The sequence below is a fragment of the Pirellulales bacterium genome, assembly GCA_019694435.1.
GTDB lineage: Bacteria > Planctomycetota > Planctomycetia > Pirellulales > JAEUIK01 > JAIBBZ01.
This window is the reverse complement of the sequence record JAIBBZ010000004.1, coordinates 201,098-221,831: the sequence shown is the minus strand read 5'-3', so window position 1 is coordinate 221,831 and position 20,734 is coordinate 201,098. Positions and strand designations below refer to the sequence as shown.

General features: G+C 65.1%; 11 protein-coding genes. 7 read left to right on the top strand and 4 right to left on the bottom strand.

Annotated features, from left to right (window positions below):
- Positions 1-6 precede the first annotated feature (6 nt).
- The 4 genes from K1X74_05980 (at position 7) to K1X74_05965 (ending at position 7,998) form a co-directional block, all read left to right on the top strand.
- Positions 7-861, top strand: a complete 855-nt coding sequence (locus K1X74_05980; GenBank protein ID MBX7165881.1) for an FHA domain-containing protein — start codon at positions 7-9, stop codon at positions 859-861.
- Between the two features lie 9 nt (positions 862-870).
- A complete protein-coding gene (locus K1X74_05975; GenBank protein MBX7165880.1) occupies positions 871-2,376 on the top strand; it encodes an FHA domain-containing protein in 1,506 nt (501 codons plus the stop codon).
- Positions 2,377-2,399: 23 nt separating this feature from the next.
- The gene (locus tag K1X74_05970) at positions 2,400-3,584 is read left to right on the top strand and encodes a hypothetical protein (GenBank protein MBX7165879.1); all 1,185 of its coding nucleotides are present in this window, start codon (positions 2,400-2,402) and stop codon (positions 3,582-3,584) included.
- Positions 3,585-3,999: 415 nt separating this feature from the next.
- Positions 4,000-7,998, top strand: a complete 3,999-nt coding sequence (locus tag K1X74_05965) for a hypothetical protein (GenBank protein ID MBX7165878.1) — start codon at positions 4,000-4,002, stop codon at positions 7,996-7,998.
- A gap of 135 nt (positions 7,999-8,133) precedes the next feature.
- Here the strand turns inward: K1X74_05965 and K1X74_05960 are convergent, their stop codons facing one another.
- The 4 genes from K1X74_05960 to K1X74_05945 all read right to left on the bottom strand — a co-directional run bounded on the left by K1X74_05960 (position 8,134) and on the right by K1X74_05945 (position 15,799).
- Complete coding sequence (locus K1X74_05960; GenBank protein ID MBX7165877.1) at positions 8,134-8,892, bottom strand: PEP-CTERM sorting domain-containing protein; 759 nt, start codon at positions 8,890-8,892, stop codon at positions 8,134-8,136.
- A gap of 432 nt (positions 8,893-9,324) precedes the next feature.
- Positions 9,325-13,635, bottom strand: coding sequence for an efflux RND transporter permease subunit (locus tag K1X74_05955; GenBank protein MBX7165876.1), 4,311 nt, complete (start codon positions 13,633-13,635; stop codon positions 9,325-9,327).
- 14 nt (positions 13,636-13,649) lie between these two features.
- Entirely contained in the window at positions 13,650-13,952 is a 303-nt protein-coding gene (locus K1X74_05950; GenBank protein ID MBX7165875.1) for a copper-binding protein, read from the bottom strand.
- A gap of 26 nt (positions 13,953-13,978) precedes the next feature.
- A complete protein-coding gene (locus tag K1X74_05945; protein ID MBX7165874.1) occupies positions 13,979-15,799 on the bottom strand; it encodes an efflux RND transporter periplasmic adaptor subunit in 1,821 nt (606 codons plus the stop codon).
- Between the two features lie 1,185 nt (positions 15,800-16,984).
- Between K1X74_05945 and K1X74_05940 the strand changes: the two genes are divergently transcribed.
- The 3 genes from K1X74_05940 (at position 16,985) to K1X74_05930 (ending at position 20,714) form a co-directional block, all read left to right on the top strand.
- Positions 16,985-18,382, top strand: a complete 1,398-nt coding sequence (locus K1X74_05940) for a TolC family protein (protein ID MBX7165873.1) — start codon at positions 16,985-16,987, stop codon at positions 18,380-18,382.
- Between the two features lie 106 nt (positions 18,383-18,488).
- Entirely contained in the window at positions 18,489-19,178 is a 690-nt protein-coding gene (locus K1X74_05935; protein ID MBX7165872.1) for an ankyrin repeat domain-containing protein, read from the top strand.
- Positions 19,179-19,304: 126 nt separating this feature from the next.
- A complete protein-coding gene (locus K1X74_05930; protein MBX7165871.1) occupies positions 19,305-20,714 on the top strand; it encodes a PhoPQ-activated pathogenicity-related family protein in 1,410 nt (469 codons plus the stop codon).
- The last annotated feature ends 20 nt before the right edge of the window (positions 20,715-20,734 follow it).

The window sequence follows — 20,734 nt, the reverse complement described above, 5'->3', positions numbered from 1 at the left end:
GCATCCATGGCGCAACAAGGTACCCGGCTCGAAACCGACGAAGATGTGCAGCGGGCACTGCTGAAATACCGAGCCCAGGAGAGTCCCCAGGCGCTTGTTTCGCCGTCGCCCGATTTGGCACCGGCGCGGGCCGCCGCCAAGGCCCCCGCGCCGGCCGACGATGCGCCGCCGTTGTTCCATCCGACCGAGCGGCCCAGCATGGCGGTGCTGACGGTGTTCGACGACGGCAGCGCGGACGGCCAGCAGGTGCGGATTCGGCAGGAAGAATTCGTGATCGGCCGCGCGACGGGCGATCTACTGGTGCCGCACGATTCCCAAATTTCCGGCCGGCACGCCGCTCTGCGACGCGAATTGCACGCTGGCAAATCGCGCTGGTACCTGGTGGACCTCGGCAGCACCAACGGCACCTATGTCCGCGTCGGACATTCCCTGCTGCAGCACGGCCAGCAATTCCTGATCGGCCGCACGCGGCTGCGGTTCGACAATCCGCCGCCGGACGAACCGGGCAAACCGGCTCGCGTCGACCAGACGACGCGCCCCTGGTCCAGCGGCGCGAGCCTGCATCTGGCGCCGACCTTGGTCGAACTCGACCACGAGGGCCAAGGCCCGCGCCACGTGATCACCGCCGACGAGATCTGGATCGGCAAGGACGCGCAGCACTGCCAGCTCACGCTGCCCGACGATCCGTTCGCCAGCGCGCGCCACGCGCGGATCGCGCGCGACGACACGGGCCGGTGGTTCATCGAGAACAACCGCTCACCGAATGGCGTCTGGCTGCGCGTCGAGCGAATTCGCGTCGAGCGCTCGTGCCATTTTCTGCTCGGCGAACAACGGTTCCTCGTGCGTGTACTGGGCAATTGAGAGGACGCAATGAGCGAGCGGAGTTGGATCATCGGCAGCCTCCCCGACTGCGACCTGCAGGTCGATCTGCCGATCGTCTCGGGCCGGCACTGCCGCCTGACCGAGCGCGGCCAGGCGTTCCTGCTCGAGGATCTCGACTCGCGCAATGGGACCTTCGTAGCGGGGCAGCGCATAACGGGCCCATGCCTCGTGCGCCGGGGCGACGCCGTGACGCTCGGGCAGAATGTGCCTCTGCCCTGGCCCGTGGCGAGCCAGTCGATCACCGTCGGGCGCGACGCCTCGAACGACGTGGTCATTGCCTTGGAAATGGTTTCTGCGCGCCATGCTCGCGTGGAGCGCATCGGCGGGCGCGTCTTTCTGGTCGATCTGGGCTCGACCAATGGGACCGCGATCAACGATCTGGCGAACAAGATTGCCCGCGCCCCCTTGGCAGCCACTGACCAGGTCTTTCTAGGGACGCATCGGCTCAGCGCCGCACAGTTGTTGGCTGCCTTGCCGCCCGAGCCGGTGCGCGCGGCGACGATGCTCGAGGCCTCGCCGCCGGCTGCCCTTTCGGCAGCACTCGATGCGGCCGCGCGCGACGCAGCCGTTCCCCGGGCACCCACGATCCAGGTACCCGCGCCCCCGAACCACGACGATGTCCACAGCCGCTTTCGCTCGCCGATCTCTTGGTTGACTGGCATTGCCGGCAGCGTGGTTTGCACCCTGCTGATCTTGGGAATGGCCGCGATGTCGCGGTCGAGCACCGACGGCGTGCCACCTGCATCGCCGGGGCCTGGCGGCACAGCGGCGCCGAAGGTGAGTCCGGCACCCGCGAGTCCTTCATCCGCGGCGTCTTTGCCGCCGCCGGTCGTACTGTCGCAATGGCCCGACGATGCGGCCGTGCTCAAGCATGCCCCGGCCGTCGTGCTGTTGGGCGCCCAGGTTGGTGGCGTCTCGCCGTTACTCTCCGAGGTGAAGATCCAAGGTTGGGCGTGCGCGTCCCGAGAAGTGATCTGTCCCGCGGAGAGGCTGCAGGAGCTCGACGCCGCTGCTAAAGAGGATGGGAAGGTTGAAGCGACACTTGCGTTCTTCGGTCCTCACTCGCACTGGGCCGTACTTGGCTACCGAACGATGTCCGATGCCAAGGATGGCTTTGCGCGCGTCACGCTCGAATCCGAGCTGGAGGGTGCATGCGAAGTCGCGACGGACATCTCGGGCCTGACGCGCGGCACGAAGCTTTCGCTGCTGGCCGGTCAGCCGTCGCGGAAGGACGATCCGGCTTCGATCGAGTACGTAGTGATTCGCCAGACCGTCGAACGGGTGGATCGCGATTCGTCTGATGCCCCGCGCCGCCTGCATTGCCGGGCGACTGCGCCGATCGCCGAAGGGCCCGTCGCTAACGTCGTGGGGGCCCCCGTTTTCGACGCCTCCTGCCGCGTGGTGGGCTGCGTTCAGTCCGCCGGAGAGACGGTGATCGTGGTCCCGGTGAATTGTCTGCAGGAACTGCTGGCGTCGCCAAACGAATCGCATTGATCTCCGAAATAGGAGTCACAAACTTGAAGTTGCGTGTCTTGCTCTGGGCTGGACTGTTGCTGGGCACCTGGCAATCTCTACCGGTGGCGGCCGATGACCTCGAGGCCGCGCTGAATGCCAAGCGGATCGAGGCCGCAGAGAGGCTGCGCCAGGACAACGAAGCGAAGATGGCCGCGATCCGCGCACGCCTGGACGAGGTGCGCCAGTGGACCCAGGTGCAGTTCCAACTGGCCGAACGCGACGAGATCGACAAGCCACGGGCCGTGGCCCGCATCGTCGAGCAATGGCAAAAGCACCGCGAAAACGAGATTTTTCAGCTCTTGCAGTTTCCGGAAAAGAACCGCGGGGCAATCGAATCGGGCCGGGCGCTGAACGCCTTGCTCGCCCAGATCGGACCGGCGGCTTATCAGAACGAGCTCAATCGCCGGGCCAATCCCGACTATGCCGTGCCGCTTTCCGCGCACACGCAGACGGAAATCCCTGAGGACGTGGTGGCCAAGCTGTCGCACCAGACGAAGACGCTCGGTCCGAAGGCGGTAGGACGATTCAACGAGCCGCCGATCGACGTTGATTGGCCCGTGGAATTGCGCGACGAGCCGTGGCAGGAACACCGCGCGGCGATCGAGGCAGCGCGCGCCAAGTTGCTCGTCGAACTCGGCTCCGGCCGCGGCGTCTCGCCCGAGCTCGATGCCGAGCTGCGCCGATCAGTGGCAGCGCTGAATGCCGCGTTCAGCGAATACCGCCGCGCCTGGGCCAAGGCTCCGCGCGAGCCAGGCATCGATCAGGGCCTGAAATATCGCCAGATTTGCGACGGCCAACGGCACATTGAAAAGCTGATCTGCACCGTCTACCAGCTCATCTCGGCGGGCGGATCGACCGAGGTCTTGCCGGCGGAGACGTTCAAGTCGGGCAACGTCGAGGCGCTGCTGGCCTATCTGCAGCGCAACAACCTGGAATTGGCCACGCCAGCCAAGGCCACCGATCGCGACGCCTATTACAAGGTCTTCAACCTGATGGTCTGGTACTACCTCGACCAGTCCGCGGCGACCAGGGCCGAGCAGGCGCTCGAAACGCAGCTCGCCGCGCTCGAAGGCAGCAATCAGGAAGCAACCAACTTGATCTTGGGCAAGACACTCACGGCGAGCGAACAGACAGCGCTCATGATCGAAGAGCTGAAATTCGTTCGGGCCCTGATCGACGACGAATAAACCGGATGTCGCCCGGGGCACCGGTGGCCGCGGCACCTCGTGGCAGACCACCGGAATCTTGCCGGCGACCGGTCCGTGGTTTGCGCCGTTCCTGCAATCGCGTCGGGGCACCGAGTCCTTGCTAGCAAGTACGACCTGCCCGCCGAGAATCGGTCCGAATCGAAAGTGACAGACTTGCGATTTTGGACCACGGCCGACAGCTTCTCCGCCGGGTGCCCCGGACGCGTTCTGCAGCGGTAAATCAACTCGCAGTAATTGCGTGCGAGTTGTACGTGGGCCGATGAGGGCGGTCCGTCGCGATGTCGCCTCCCCACTGGTGGGCTATGCTCTAGATGGCAAGCAAGAGGAGTCGGCCATGTTGCGGACAACAAGACTGTCAAGAAGCGCCGCGCTGTGTTGCGCGATTCTGTCGGTAATGGGAGTTGCGCAGGCCGACGAGCTTGATATTCCCGACGTGCTCCAGCCCTGGCAGGCGTGGGTCACCTGGCCCAACAAGGACCTCGCTTGTCCAACCCTGTTCAATAGCGCCGAGCAACGGATCTGCAATTGGCCGTCGCGATTGTCGCTGACCGTCGAGCCCAACAAGGCCACGTGGTCCATCGCGGTCAACGTCTTCGCAGAGAGTTGGGTGCCGTTGCCGGGAAGCCCCGAGACGTGGCCCTTGAACGTCCTCGCAGATGGCAAGCCGGTCGCCGTCTTAGAGCGCGAGGGAAAACCCTTTGTGCGTCTCGCCGCCGGTCAAACACAGCTTTCCGGTGAGTTCCAGTGGCAGGAAATGCCGCAACGCATCGCGCTGCCGCCGGAAGTGGGCATCTTGTCGCTGGTCGTCGAGGGCCAGGCCATCGAGCTTCCCAACTGGGATGCCAACGGCGACGTCTGGCTGAAGCGCCAGCGCGCCGAAGCCGAGGAGAAGGACTTCCTCGCGCCACGCGTCTATCGCGTCATCGAGGATGGAGTACCGATCTGGCTGCGGACTCGGATCGAGCTGGCGGTCTCCGGCAAGAGCCGTGAAGAAACGCTCGGTTGGATCCTGCCCGAGGGTTGGCAGCTTTCGTTCGTCGAAAGTCCGCTCCCGGTGGCGATCGACCAGGAAGGGCGCGTCAAGGCCCAGGTGCGCGCGGGCAACTGGACGATTGCCATCGACGCCTTTCGCACGACCGATCTGGCGGAATTCCGCTTTCCCCCCGGGGCCGAACCCATTACCGAGATGGAATTGATCGGCTGGAAGGCCCAGTCTTCGATCCGTTCGGCCGAAATTGCCGGCATTCAGGCCGTCGACGTGATGCAAACCACGTTTCCTGAGGAATGGCGCGCGTTGCCCGTGTACGAGTGGCAAACGAACACGCCATTCCAGTTGGTCGAAAAAATGCGCGGCATGGGCTCGTTGCATCCCCCGGGGCTAAGCATCGAGCGTCGCTTCTGGCTCGACGACGACGGGCGCGGATTCACCTATCGCGACACGATCAGTGGGCAGCTGCAACAGATCTGGCGACTGGACGTCGCCCCGGGAGTTGAATTGGGCGCCGTACGCATCGATGGCGAAGGGCAACTCGTCACGGCGAATCCGCAGACGGGCACCCATGGCGTCGAAATCCGCAACCGCAACCTGCAGATGGAAGCGATTGGCCGCACTCCGCAAGCGCGCGAACTGTCGGCAACCGGCTGGAATACGGCGGCCGATTCGCTGCAACTCACGTTGGCCCTGCCGCCCGGATGGCGGGCGCTGGCCGTCTTGGGAGCCGACCACGTCGAGGGAGACTGGCTGAACGCTTGGACTTTGCTCGACTTGTTCGTGCTCTTGATCTTTGCGATGGCGCTGCTGCGGCTCTGGGGCGTTCGAGCAGGACTCGTGGCATTGCTGGCGCTGGGGTTGGCCTATCACGAGCCGGGAGCCCCGCGCTACACCTGGCTGTTCTTGTTGCTGCCGCTGGCACTCCTACGGGTTATCCCCGCGGGCTTCGCGCTACGGTTCGTCACGGCCTGGAAGTACGCCGCGCTGCTACTCTTGGCGGTGTGCCTGGTTCCGTTTCTTGCGCAGCAAGTGCAGACGGCGATTTACCCCCAACTGGAACGTCCCGGTACGCCCTATAGCCAGCGCATGTTCTTCCCGTCGTTCCAGACCGACTTTCAAGCGGCGGTCAACGAAATCGGCAGCGCGACACAGGAAGCTGGTCAGGAAGCGTACGCTTCGCGCATGCAGAACGACGCCATCAAAGAGAATTTGAAATACGTGTCGACGTCGAAGATCCAAACGGGACCCGCGGAACCCGGTTGGACATGGAACCAGGTCTACTGCCAATGGAATGGCCCCGTGACGGCGGATCAGCGCATCCAGCCCATCCTGATCTCGCTGTTCTGGCGTCGAGTGCTCACCGCCGTGAGAATCGCGCTCTTGTTGGCGCTGGTGGCGATCTTGTTGAGCGTACCTGGGAGCCGGACCTTCCGGCTCGGCGGCATCTTCGGTTGGTTCTCGAAGCGCGCCGCTGCCGCCGCCATGCTGCTGGCGATTGGCTTATCGCCTGGCCTGTGCCAGGCCCAAGAACCGAACAAGCCGCTGGGCCCGATCCCCGATGCGCAACTGCTCAATGCGCTGCGTGAACGATTGCTGGCAACGTCCGACGCTTATCCTCACGCCGCCGAGATTGCCGCGGCGACGCTGCAAGTTCGCGACGGACGGCTCAAGCTCGACGCGGAAATCCACACGGCGTTCGACGTCGCGGTCCCACTCCCTGGCGGGCTGCCCACGTGGTCGCCGCTGTCCGTGAAGATCGACGGCGAACCGCGCGAAGTGGCCGTTTCGCGCCGCGAGGGATACCTGTGGGCGATCGTGCCCCAGGGAGTGCACAAGGTCGTGGTCGAGGGGCTGCTGGCCGAAAGCAGCGAATGGGAATGGACGTTCCTGCTCACGCCTCGCCAGGTGACCGTCGACGCACCCGATTGGAATGTGACGGGCGTGGGTGCCAATGGCGTTCCGGAGAAGCAGGTGTTCTTCGCGAAGAAGCAGCAGGCCGCCGCGAGCCAGGCGGCCTACGACCGGAAAGACTTTCACCCGATCGTTGCCGTGCAGCGGCAGCTCGAGATCGGCCTCGTCTGGCGAGTCCACAATACGGTGACGCGGCTTTCGTCGCCGGCCAAGGCGATCTCGTTGAAGTTGCCCCTGCTGCCTGGCGAAAGTGTGCTCACGTCGAACCTGGTCGAGCAGAGCGGGCAGATCGAAGTAAGACTCGCGGCCGGGGAGACGAGTTTTGCCTGGGACAGCGAGCTCGCGAACGCGCCGAGCATCCGGCTCAGCGCGCAGAACAACGAGCAATGGGTGGAGCAATGGCAACTGGTCGCCTCGCCGGTTTGGGACGTCTCGCTGGCGGGTTTGGTCCCCGTATTCGATTCGAATCAGCAGCAACTAATTCCAACCTGGCAGCCTTGGCCGGGCGAAGAAGTGACTTTGTCGTTCAAGCAGCCGCAAGCGGTCAGCGGCGCCACGGTCACCGTGCAGAGTGTTCAGCACGAGATCTCGCTGGGGGACCGACAACGCAACAACAACCTGCGACTCGAGCTGGAATGCAGCCTGGGGAGCGAATTCGCGATCGTGCTCTCACCGCAGGCCGAGATCACGTCGCTCACGCTCGACGACCGCGAATTACCGGTGCGGCGCGAAGGCGAGAAGCTGCTGGTGCCGGCGCACTTTGGCAAGCAAGTGGTCGCCCTCGCCTGGCGGACGGCCACGCCGTTGGACACCGTTGCCCAGGCCGACAAGGTTGCCCTACCGGTCGAGGGGGCCAACATCACCACCGTGATGAACGTGCCGGATAGCCGGTGGGTGCTCTGGGCTCAAGGGCCGCAGCGCGGACCGGCCGTACGCTTTTGGGTCGTGCTGGCCGTGGCCATCCTGGCCGCGCTGGCCTTGGGAAGCGCCGCCCTGACGCCGCTGCGTCGCATCGAGTGGGTGCTGTTGGCGATCGGCTTGACTCAAGTCAATATCGTGGCGGCGATGATCGTCGTCGGTTGGCTGTTCCTGTTGGCATGGCGCGGCAAACAAGCCCCGGAACAGATACCGAAGGTCAGGTTCAACCTGCTGCAAACAGGGCTGGTGTTGTTGACCTTTGTCGCGTTGGGCGTCCTTGTCGTGGTGGCGAGCAAAGGACTGCTCGGCCAGCCGGAAATGTTCATCGTGGGCAACGATTCCTTGCGCTCGCGGTTGCAGTGGTTCGAGCCGCGCAGCGGACTGAACTTGCCCGAACCTTACGTGGTCTCAATCTCCGTGTGGTTCTATCGATATGCGATGCTGGCGTGGGCTCTCTGGCTGACGGCGGCCTTGCTGCGCTGGCTGAAATGGGGCTGGCAGCAGTTCGTGCACGGCGGAGGGTGGAAGCACGCGCATTCCGAGTCGCCGACGCCCGTCGAGCTGGTAGAGTAGCAAAGCGCCGCGGGCAGATTGCATGGCAGCCCTTGAAACGCAAGCCGCCGGCCGGCGGAGAGGTTGCACCGTGTTGCCGTCCCTGCGCCAAGGCTTGAAGAGGCGCGGCTTGGGGACGGCGATCGCCTGCCGACCCTAGCGGTGGCGCGACTGTTTCTGGCTCCGAAACGCCCAGATCAGCAACGGCACGCTCAGTCCGAGGAGCATGGCCGTCGAGGGTTCGGGCACCACGGTGATTGTGGCCGTGAGGCGGGTCGAATCGAAGTTGTGATCGTCGCCCGGATCGACGATGAAATTGATCCGGTCCCCGGCATTCACCGCGGTGAGCGGCAGGCTGAGCGGTCCGGTCGACTCGCCCACGTCGATGCTCCCGGCGCTCAAGGTATCGGCGCCGCTATTGCGCTCGACGAACCAATTGACGCCCCCGGCATTCGGGTCGAGATCGCTGAAGCTGAAATCGATCAACAGATGCGCGTTCACCGGGCTGAGCCAACTCACGACGACGAGCCCCGGGTCGAAGGGACCCGGATGGACCAGCATGGCGCCTTGGGGCCAGGTAAATGGGTAGGGAAAACCCGGGTCTCCGGCGAGGTAGGTCAGGTCGCCCCCGGTTTGGTTCACACCGACCACAGGGATCGGCGATTCGGCGGCGACCAACCAGGCGTCAGGATTCGTCGGGCTGAAGCCAAACGTGGGCGCAAACGCGGTCAGGAGCGGGTAAACCCCGTTGCGATCGAGGCCGGTTTGGTACCGGTAGGACCACCGGCTGGTGTCCGTGTTCTCGGTGGTCGAGAAATCGGCGACCGCATCATAGACGTCGGCAGCGCGCGCTTGCGCCACCGTACAGCAGGCGATCAGAATCCAAGGGCACACTCTACGACGGGTGAGATTCATGAGCGCAGCTCCCCGATGGCGTTCAACCGACTGCGGGTAGACGTAGCGCATCGTAACCATGCCTTGGCCCCCGATCGAGCAAATAACATCGCCGTTTTCAGCGGCGGAATACATCGTTCGGCACTTTGAATTCTTCGCCCTAACGTGACTTGGCCCGCGCCGTACGCTGGCCTGCTGCCCGCGTGGACAAGGCCGTTGCGGTCTGTCGCAGGCACCGACGGAGACGACGATCTGCCGGCGCACCCACTCGATGCCTGGTTCGCTGAACGCCAGTCGCGGGGAGAGCGGACGGCCCACTCAACAGTGCGAAGGGCTTGCGGACATGTTCGATCAACGAGCTGCTCGATCGATCCCCGCGGTCCCCTTTGCCGACGATGGCGGTAGCGATTCGGCGGCGAGACCAGCGTGGCGGGCACCCCGTGCGCGGGTCGATCAGGGGGCCGTAGCGGCGGCCGGCGCTGCGGCCTGGTGCTTGGCGTGCAGTTTCAGCCAGCGGGCGCGGCGGACCCAATAGAAACGAACCGGGAGGAACAAGTCGACCACTTCGTCGGAGATCAACAGACCGCCCAACACCGGCAGCGCCATGGGCGCGAGAATCTCCCCGCCGACGCCCTTGGCGAACACCATCGGGAAGATGGCGATGATCGCGACCCCTTCGGTCAGGAGCTTGGGCCGCAGGCGGTGGACGGCGCCCTCGATTACCGCTTCGCGCAACTCTTCGAGCGACGAGATCTTTTCGAGCCCGCCACGTTTCTCGATCGCCTCGCGCAGATAGACCAGCATGATGATGCCGGTCTCGGTCGCCATGCCGAAGCAGGCGATGAAGCCGACCCAAACGGCGACGCTGAAATCCAGGGGCGGCGCTTCCCAGCCCTGCATGATCTTGGGGAACAGGTACATGAAGAACGCCCCGCCGGCGAGCGCTTCGGGAACGGCGAGCATCATCAGGCCCGCGTCCGCCAGATCGTTATAGGTGAGGTAAAGAATGATGAAGATCAGCACGATCACCGCGGGAAACACGAACCGCAGCGTGCGCGCCGCGCGGACCTGGTGTTCGAATTCGCCGCTCCACTCGATGTGCACCCCCTCGGGCAGCCTGACTTTCTGAGCGACCACGCGCTGGGCTTCGTCGACGAAGCCGACGATATCCCGGCCGCGGACGTTGAGCGTGACATAGTTCAGCAATCGACCGTTTTCGCTCTTGATCATCGCCGGCCCTTCGACGATTTGAACGTCGGCCACGGCGCTCAGGGGAATCAGCGCCCGGCCGGATGAGGCATGCGGCGGCGCTACGCCGTGCGGGGGCTTGGCCTCGGGGCTGCGCCGCTCGCCCAGAACCACGGGCATGGACGTAGCGGCTTCGCCCGGCGCGGACACGCTGACCAGTAATCGCCGAATGCTCTCTTCGTCCTGGCGATCGCTCCGGGCATAGCGAATCCGGACCGGGAAGCGATCGCGCTTCTCGACCGTATACGTCACGGCACGTCCGGCCAAGGCCACCTCGATCTCGTTCTGGATGTCCTCGACCGAGATGCCGTAGCGCGCGGCGCGCTCGCGGTCGATGTCGATCTGCACGTAACCCTTGCCCATGATGGGCGCGGCGATCACGTCGCGGGCACCGTTGACGGGTTTCAGGGCCGTCTCGATTTCTTTACAGACGTGGTTGATCGTCTCCAGGTCGGGTCCGAACACCTTGACGCCGATGTCGGTCCGCACGCCCGTCGAGAGCATCTCGATGCGATTGATGATGGGCTGCGTGAAAATATTGCTCCAGCCGGGCACCTGGAGAATCCGGCCCATCTCGTCGTCGACCAGATCGCCCTTGGGGCCCGTCTTGCGCGGCCACAGGAACACGGACTCGCGAAAGGGCTTCTCGAGCTGCGCGCGCAGCGCGCCGAACGGTTCGAAGGCCGCGGCCTCGTGCGGCTTGCCGAGTTGCACGGCCAGGGCCGCGTCGACGAATCGCAACGTTTCCGCGGCACGCGCGGCGCCGCGCACCAGGGCCACGTTCTTGGCCCCCTTCGTCAGTTCTTCGAGCGCATACCAGGTAAAGGCCTCGGTCCCGCGATCGAAGAGTTCCCAGTTGATCCGCTGCGTGCGCTCCAGCCACAGGGCCTCGCGCCGGCGCTCGATCGAGTCGAGCAAGACCTCGCCGAGCGTCGAACGCTGGCCGCCGAGTAGACCCTGTACACCGGCCTGCATTTCCAGGGCCCGTGTCGGGTCCGTGACGATTCCGTCTTCTTGGAGACGACGGACGATATCCTGGGCGAGGCGCGTCGCATCCTCGAGGGCCGGCGCCTCGACGAACCAGGGGCCATAGACGGGAACCAGCGCCGCGACCATTGCATCGGCGTGCGGTTGTACATCGGCTTCGGTGCGGCCGGCCAGTTGGCCCGTGGCGCGAACCTGGCGGACGACCTGATCGACGGCATACCGCACCAGGAGCGTTTGCAACTCTTGTTCGAACTCTTGATAGCGCATCAGCGCCAACTCGCGCTGTGTTTCGTCAAAGCGTTCGAGCGCTTTCTGGCTCGCTTCGACAATCAGCGCCGCGCGGTCCTCGGCGTGCGGCGCCTTGACGACCAAGCCGGCGGCCTCGAGGCCGGCCAGCACGCGCTCGGTTTGCACCGCCGCGTCGTCGTAGCGCAGCACACGCCTGGGCCAGAGTTCCTTGGGCCGGAAATTGACGAACGTCTCGACCATGTCCAAAGGGGCCGGGTCGGTCGGCGTGTCGGCGCGGCCTGCTTTGCCGATCACCGATTCGACCTCGGGAAAGCCCCGCAGCAGCGCATCGCGGGCCTTCAGATCGTCGGCCACCTGGGTGATGCTCGCCCGCGGAACGGTGACCGGCATGTCGAGCGTGGCCCCTTCGTCCAAGGCGGGCATGAAGGCCACGCCGATCTTCGGGAACTGGTAGGCCCACAAGCCGATCAAGACCAGGCTCGCCAGCGAGAGCAATTGCCAAGGCCAACCGCGGGTGAACAGCACCGTCAGCGCAGACACCAGCGCGAACACGGCCAGGAACGCCGCGCGCCAGGCCGTCTCCGAGGCCCCCTGCCCGACCACGGCTTGCAACGGAAAGATTCCGGCCGCCAGGACGAGCAGCACGGCGAAGGCCCACATCACCAGGTTTCGTCGCGGCAGGGCCCAGGTCAGCAGCGGCTTGTAGATATTGATAAAGCTGCGCACGATCCAGTTCTCTTCCTCGCTGCGCAGGCGTCCCTTGATGAACGTGGGAATCAAGGCGGGCACGACCGTGACCGAAATCAGTGCCACGCCCAGCATGGCAAAGCTCTTGGTGAACGCCAGCGGATGAAACAACTTGCCCTCGCGGCCGCTGAGCATGAAGACGGGCACGAACGACAAGAGCATGATCATGACTGAGAAGAAGATCGGCCGCCCCACCTGCCGGCACGGTTCGACGACCAGGTCGCGGAGGTCGCCCGTCACCGGGCGGTCGCCAAAGTGACGTTTCAAGTGATGGGTCGCGTTCTCGGTCATCACGATCGCCTGATCGACGAGGATCCCGATCGAAATCGTGATCCCGGCCAGCGACATGATGTTGGCCTGAATGTCGATGATTCCCAGGACGCGCAAGACCCACATCAGCAGGAACGAAAACAGCACGGCCAGTGGTAACGTGACGCAGATCACGAACACGCTACGGACGTGCATCAGGATCAACAGGATCGCCAGCGACGCGATCACCATTTCGTGCCACATCACTTCGGTCAGCGTGTGAATGGCACCATGGATCAAGCGTGTGCGGTCGTAGGCCGCGACGATGTGCACTCCCTCGGGCAGGCCTGGCTGCAGCTCCTGAATCTTCGCCTTGATCCGCTCGGTCACCGCCAGCGGATTCTCGCCGTGCCGCATGAGCACGACACCGCCGGTCACCTCGTTGCCATCTTTCTCGAAGACGCTGCGGCGAAACTGGGTCCCGAGCTGCACCGTGGCGATCGTCTTGACGTAGATCGGCGTGCCGTTGATTTCACGGATGACTGTGTTCTCGATATCGCGCTGATCTTTGATCCAGCCGACTCCACGGACGATGTACTCGGCGTTATTCTTCTGCACCACGCCGCCGCCGGCCGGCATATTGCTGCGAGACACGGCCGCGTAGAGTTCGCCGAGGGTAATGCCATAGGCCCGCAGCTCGTCGGGACGGACGTCGATCTGGTATTCCAGCGGCGTTCCGCCCACGATGGCCACGTCGGCCACGCCCGGCGCCGCGTTGAGCTGGGGGGCGATGTAGAACTTGTTCAGCGCCCACAGCCGGCCCGGCTCGACCGGGTTCCCCGGGCTCGTCTCGACCGTGTACCAGTAGACTTGCCCCAGCGCCGTCGCATCGGGGGCCAGATAGGGTACGACCCCGGGCGGTAGAAACGTGCCCGCTTGCCCCAACTTTTCGGTGACCCGCTGCCGGGCAAAGTAAAAATCGATCGCGTCCTCGAAGATGATCGTGATCATCGAGAAGTTGAACTCGCTCGACGAGCGGACCGCCTGGACGCCTGCCAGTCCCTGCAGCTTGCGCGACAGGGGATAGGTGACCTGGTCTTCGATTTCGCGCGGGCTGCGGCCCGGCCAATCCGTGAACACGATCACCTGGTTCTCGCTGAGGTCGGGAATCGCGTCGATCGGCGTGTTGAGCGTCGCATAGACGGCCAACACGGCCAGCGCCCCGGCCACGATCAAGACCAGGAAGCGGTTACGGATCGATAGTTCGATCAGGCGTTCGATCATCTCAATTCACGAACCTAGCGTTTCTGCAGATCGACAATCACTTGTTCGCCGTCGCGGGCCTCGAGATGCCCTTGCACCGCATCGCCGACTTGGAGCCCCGCGAGGACACCGGAACCGCTGGCTTTGAATTCCATCTCCATCGCCTGCATCAGCCCGGGAATGTCTTCGTGGTCGATCGTCACCGTGGGTCCCGCGGCGTCGAGCGCCGTGATTTTCCCGCGAATCTCATACTGCCGGGCCTGATCGACCGGTGCACGGCTGCAACCGGCGAGCAGGAGCGCGGCCCCCAACACCAAAGCGGTCCTGACGTGGTTCATAGAATTACCTCCGTTCGCGAATCGAGTTACGGCTGAGCCCCTGGAGCGTTGTCGTCCGCAGCGCGGCCACGATGTGCCGCGACTTGTTTGAGCGTGGCCTGGGGATCGGCCAGCGCTTGCTTGATACAGACCTTGCAACAGACGAAGACCGGCTGACCGGCCACGTCGAGCTTGATGGGCGGGCCCATCGAACCGAGCCGGCTGTCGGTCAAGATCGGGCAGAATCGCTGCGCCTCGGCCAGTGCGCGATCTGCCGGCAAAAGCTTGGCGAGGGCGGCCGCGATCTGCGCCTCGGGGTCTTCGGGCGTCGAAGGCCGCACGGTGGCCGTCGATGCGGCGCCTTGTGCGCCGCTCGAGCCGCCGAAGTAGATCGAGCCGGCCGCGGGGTTCAGGCGCGTTTCGGCGTCGACCAGAAACGACCCGCTCGTCACGACCGCCTCGCCCGGCTCGAGCCCCGTCAAGACCGGGAAGAACGTCGCCCCCGCTTCGTCGGACATGGGCGGACCCAGCGTGACCTCGACACCTTCGTACACGCCCGGCGACGATTGCCGGTAGACGATCCGCTGCTTGCCCGTATCGATCACCGCGCCGTCGGGAACGGCCAACACCTTGCCTGCGTGCAGCATCTCGACGGCCTCCGGTGCGGTGAGGTTGTCGGCCAAGACCGGAACGGCCTCGGGCTTGACCTTGAGCACGACCGTGGCCGTGCTTCCCGGACGGAGCTTGTGGCCGGGATTGTCGAGCTCGAAGCGGACCGTGATCGTGCGCGTGTACTGGTCGACGTGCGGGAAGATAAATGCGAGCTTGCCGTGGAACTGCTCGTTGGGAAAAGCGCGGGTCGTGGCCGTTACGTCGAGCGCCTCGCCCTCGCGCGGCACGCCGCCGTGCTCGTAGCCGGCCGGCAAGAAGGCAATGTCGTCTTCGTAGATCTGCGCCTGAATCCAGACGGTCGACAGGTCGGCCAGGTCGTAGAGCGGCGTGCCTTCTTCGACGTACTGTCCTTCGCGGACGTACTTGGTGATCACGTGACCGCTGATCGGCGATTCGATCTTGAGATGGGTGTTGGCCTGGCCGGCCGACAAGATCTCATCGACTTGATCGGCGCCGATGCCCAAGCGATCGAGGCGCGTTCGCGCGCTGGCCAGCAATTGCGCGTTGTTCGCCCGCTGAGCCGCGAGCAGGTTTTCGACGGTCACCACCAGGTCGGGGCTGTAAAGCGAGGCGAGGGGATCGCCGGCGTTGACCATCTTGCCCGTCTCGTTGGCAAACAGCGTGTCGATGCGTCCCGCGGCCCGGGCCGAGACGGTGCGCTGTCCGCGCTCGTTGAATTCGATGTACCCGACGGCCGAGATTTCCTTGACCAGCGGCCGATATTCGACCGGAAACGTCTGGATCCCGGCCAGCACGACCCGGTACGGCGAGAGCTGCACGCGATTCACGACGCCGGCCGGCAAAGGTTCGGCCGTGTTCGAGCCGCGCTTGCGCTTGGAGAGCGGCATGAAGCAAATCGGGCACTTTTCCTTGGCGTTGTCGCGAATGATCGAAGGGTGCATCGGACAGAAGTACTCGACATCGCTGGCAGTCTGCGCTGACGTCAGGTCCGGTCGCGTCCAGCGGTCGTAGTAGGACATCAGCAGGTCCCACTGCGTGACCACCAGCCCAATCAGCGCCAGAATGGCCACGAACCGCAGCCGCGCCAGGTTCACGAGCACGATGAAATGGAACCACCACCAAATCTTCTTCAGCCCGCGCAGCTCCGGCGGCGCGTGCAGGCCGGCTTGCCGATCTTCGAGCGAGACGGCGTCCTCCGCGGAGGGGACTTCGGACGATGGGTGATCGTTCGGCATCAGGAGATCCTTTCACAACGCAGCCCGTAAGAGGCAGCCGTGACGCAAGCCAGCCAAACCAAGGGGCGCTAACCCGCCAGCCTGGCACGGCTGCCTCTTACGAGGCGTCCACGACCGCGATGGTGCGCGGACGAACCAATCGGTGATTGCCAACAGGAAAGATCAGGCCGTGAGCGCAGGGAAATACGCAGCGCTCGCCGCTACCCGTGCAGGTGCGCCAAAGAGCAGGCGCACCGAGAGCATCAAATGACCAACCGGCGCAGCGTCACCACGAGGTCCGGTGGCGCGGGCCCGTGCTCGTGGCTCATGGCCCGTTGCAACCTGGCCTGCAGAACGGCAACCGTATCGACGATTGCGACCGGCGTGCCAGATGGTGCCAGAAGCCCCGGCTCCGATGCCTGGAACTTGAGGCTCGAAACCAGCGCCGGCAGAACTTCCTGGCCCTCGTGGGCACACGCGCAAGGCTGGCCGACCGCCGGCGATCCGGAATTGAGCTGCACGGCAATTCGCCGGTGCGAGCCAGCGCGGCAGCAACAGTCCTCGGCCGATGCGCGCTGGGCACAGCACGGGCGGCCACAGCATGTGGGCGGCCCGCTCGTTGCGGCGCGGTGCGTACCGCAAGGGCACGCTTGCGCCGGCACCGCAGTCAACAGCGAGGCCGGCACGAGCACCAGCGCAACCACGCATCGCATGGCGTTGCGCGGGCCAGATTGCAAACGACCACCCATCAGCGCCTCGCACAAAAACAGGGCTCAACTGCAACTTTATGGCTGAGGCGGGACAATTGTCAATTCTGGGGCGCACTTCCGCGGCGCCGCTGCCGGACACTTCGAGGCGACTCCCCCTATTCAACAAGCCTGCAGTGATAGCCCGCCGCCAGACAGACTTTAGGGCCTGCAACGGAAAGTTTGGAACTGCCGACCCGACGCGGACGAAGTCACCCTTGAGGTGGCGGTTCGCTCCGCCCCGCTTCGCGCTAACCCGCCAGCCATGCCGGCCGCCAGTTGCCCACCTTCGGAGGCGTTGATGTCGCCGCTCCGCATTGTGCAACTTTGCGCGATGTCGGTCCTTGGCCTGACCGGCTGCCGGTCCGGTGCGCCGCCGCACTCTGCGCCCCCGGTCGCGGCCGTGGCTCCCGTCCAATCGGTCGCGCCTACGGCGTCCCCTCCACTGGCGGTTCGAACGGTGCCCGTCGCGCGCGTGTCGTATCTCCAAGCGCCAACCTCGCCGGCCGCGCCGCAGGAACTGCCGCCTGCCGAAGAGGTCCAACCCGCCGGGCAGTTGTCGCTCGACATGTTGGTCAGCGAGGTTCAGGCCCGTAACCCAACCGTCGCCGCAATGGCCGCGGCGTGGCAAGCGGCCGCCGCGCGATACCCACAGGTCGTCGCCTTGGACGACCCGATGTTCGTGGCGATGGCTGCCCCCGAGTCGTTCCACTCGATCGACGTGGAGCCGGCCTACGCCTTTGAAGCGCGTCAAAAGCTCCCCTGGTTCGGCAAGCGCGGTTGGCGCGGGCAGCAGGCCCAGGCCGAAGCCGGCGCGGCGTACAACGAGTTGGCCGACAGCAGGGTCCGGCTCACCGAGATGACGCAGCTCGCCTACTACGACTATTACCTGGTCGACCGCCAACTCGAACTGAACCGCCAGAACGCGACGATCATCGCCCAGTTTCGCGACACGGCGCAGGCCAAATACGAAGCCAAACAGGTCACCGCGCAAGACGTCTTGCAGGCCGACGTCGAGGCGGGCGACATCGAGCGGCGCCGATTGGAACTGGAACAAGCGCACCGCATCGCCGTGGCCCGGATCAACGTGCTGCTCAGACAGCCGGCGCTGGCTCCGCTGCCGCTGCCGCCCCGGGCACTTGCGCTACCCCGAGTCGAGCTGGACCTCGATGCCCTGCACGGCGTCGCGCTTGCGCAGCGGCCGGACCTGGCCGCGATCGGAGCACGGATTCAGGCCGAGCAGGCCGCCGTCGTCTTGGCTTGCAAGCAGCACTATCCGGACGTCGAGCTCTTTGGCCGCTACGACACCTTCTGGCAGCCCTCAGCGACGCAAAGCGAGCTCCGTACGCAAGCCGGGCTGAACATGAACGTCCCGCTCTACCACAGCCGGATTCACGGTGCCGTCCGCGAGGCGATGGCCCGCGTCGGTCAACGTCGCGCCGAATACGACCAGAAGGTCCTCGACATCCAGTACGAAGTGACCGTGGCCGTCGAGCAGGTGCGGCAGAACCGGGCCACACTTGCGTTGTACGCCGACAAGCTCATCCCAGCGTCCGAACAGAATGTCGCCGCAGTCCGGGCAAACTACGACGCCAACACGGCCAGCTTTCTCGACCTGGCCACGGCCCAGCGACAGCTCATCCAGCTCCGCGAGCAGCGCGAAGAAGCGCTCGTGGCATTGCAGCGCAGCGTGGCGGAATTGGGCCGCGTTCTGGGAGGTTCGTATCCCGTGCCCGATTCGAGCCGGATCGATCCGCCAGTGCGTCCGTCTGAAAATCCGGCACCCGCGAATCCGTTGCCGCCGCCCGAGGCGCACGGAGCGCACGCGATTCCCTTTGCGAGAAAATCGCCAGCCTGATCGCCGCCTCAGATCGCGTGGACCAAGCGCGATCGCTTTGCGTCGTCGACCGCGATACAACCGAGGGGCTGGCGTGACGCCGGGGCCTTGCGGCGAATTGGCGATCATGAGCAACAACTTCGGACCGCTGCTCGAGGCGATCGAGGCCGATGACCGCGCGGCGGTCAAGCGGCTGCTCAAGGCCGATGGCCGTCTGGCCGTGGCGCGAGTCGCAAAGCCCAAGCTTTATCAGCAGCCCATCTTGCATTGGCTCTATCAGAACGACACGCCGCTGCATCTCGCGGCGGCCGGATATCGAGTCGAGATCGCGCGGATGCTGCTCGACGCCGGCGCCGATCCGCGAGCGGCCGACAACTCGCGACGCGGTGCGCCCTTGCACTACGCGGCCGACGGCTACCCGAACGGACCGGCCTGGGATCCAACGCGCCAGGTCGCGATGCTCGCGTGCCTGCTCGAGGCGGGCGCCGAGCTGCGGGCCCCGGACCGCAACGGTGCGACGGCGCTGCACCGGGCGGTCCGCACGCGCTGTGCCGACGCCGTAAGCCTGCTCCTCGAGGCCGGAGCCGATCCGCTGCTCCCAAATCGCAGCGGTACGACACCCTTTCACCTGGCCGTGCAGAACTCCGGGCGCGGTGGCAGTGGGGCGGCCGAGGCGGTCGCCCAGCAGCGCCGCATCATCGAGACGCTGCTCGCTCGCGGCGTCAGCCCCGAGGCGAAAAACGCTCAGGGCAAGTCGGTGCGCGACAGCGCCAAGAGTCCTTGGATCTGCGATTTGCTCGCGGCGAGCAGCGGTTAGAGCGGCAGCATGGCGTGCTCCTGCCCGACCGCTGCAACGCTGGCCGGGGCCAGTTACAATCGGAGCCTTGGCCGTCCGCGCGGACGGCGCCCCGCCCTACTGATTCTCTTGCCGCGAGTTTCTCCTATGCGTCGCTGGTTGTGCTTGCTCGCTGTGTTGCTGTGCGTCGGTACGGTCGATCGTGCCTGGGCCCAACGGGCCGCCGGCGAAGAAACGCCCATCGATCGCTACGTGGCCAAGCCCGACGCGAGCTATCAATGGAAAGTCGTCCACCGCGCCGAGGGGCCCGAAACGACGACCTACGTCATCGAAATGGTGTCGCAAACCTGGCGCACGCCGGAGGAAGTCAATCGCACCGAGTGGAAACATTGGGTGAACCTGGTCAAGCCGAAGCAACTGCGGGCGACCAAGGGCATGTTGTTCATCACCGGCGGCAGCAACGACAGCCCGATGCCGGAAGACGCCGACGAGATGATCCGCAAGATCGCCGCGGCAACCGGCAGCGTGGTGACCGAGATCAAGATGGTGCCCAACCAGCCGCTGGTGTTCGCCAACGACGGCCGCAAGCGGTTCGAAGACGACTTCATCGGCTACACCTGGGACAAGTACCTGGCGACCGGCGACGAGACCTGGCCGGCACGGCTGCCGATGGTGAAGTCGGCCGTCAGGGCCCTCGACACGATCGAGGCGTTTCTGGCCTCGGAGGAAGGCGGCCAGATGAAGCTCGACGGCTTTCTCATCGCCGGAGCCTCGAAGCGCGGCTGGACCACGTGGATGACGGCCGCGGTCGACAAGCGCGTCGTGGCCATCGCGCCGATCGTGATCGACGTGCTCAACGTCCGCGAGTCGATGATGCACCATCACGACGCCTACGGCTTTTGGGCCCCGGCCATCAACGACTACGTGCGGCACAAGATCACCGAGCGGATGAACTCGCCCGAAAACGACCGGCTGATGGCGATCGAAGACCCCTATCGCTTCCGGCACCGTTTTACGATGCCGAAATACCTGATCAACGCGGCCGGCGACGAATTCTTCCTGCCCGACTCGTCGCGGTTCTACTGGGACGACCTGGTCGGCGAGAAACACATTCGCTACGTGCCGAACGTGGGCCATTCGCTCAAGGGCTCCGACGCGCGCGAAGGCCTGGCGGCGTTCTACGACCTGATCCTGCGCAACCAGCCCCGGCCGGAATATACGTGGTCGTTCGAGTCGGACGGTGCGATCCGCGTGACCACCAAGACGCCGCCGCGCGAGGTGCACCTCTGGCAGGCCACGAACCCGAAGTCCCGCGACTTTCGCATCGACGTGCTGGGCAAGGCGTATAAGAGCGCGCCCCTCGCGCCGGAAAGCGAAGGCGTGTACGTCGCGCACGTCAAAGAGCCGCCGCACGGCTTCACCGCTTACTTCGTCGAGCTGGTGTTCGACACGGGCAGCGTGGGCCCGCTGAAGGTGACCAGCGGCGTGCGCATCGTGCCCGACGTGTTGCCGCACAAGGACTCGCCGCTGGCGCAAGAGCCGGCGGCGGATGAGTGACGTCCGTCAACTCGGGTCCT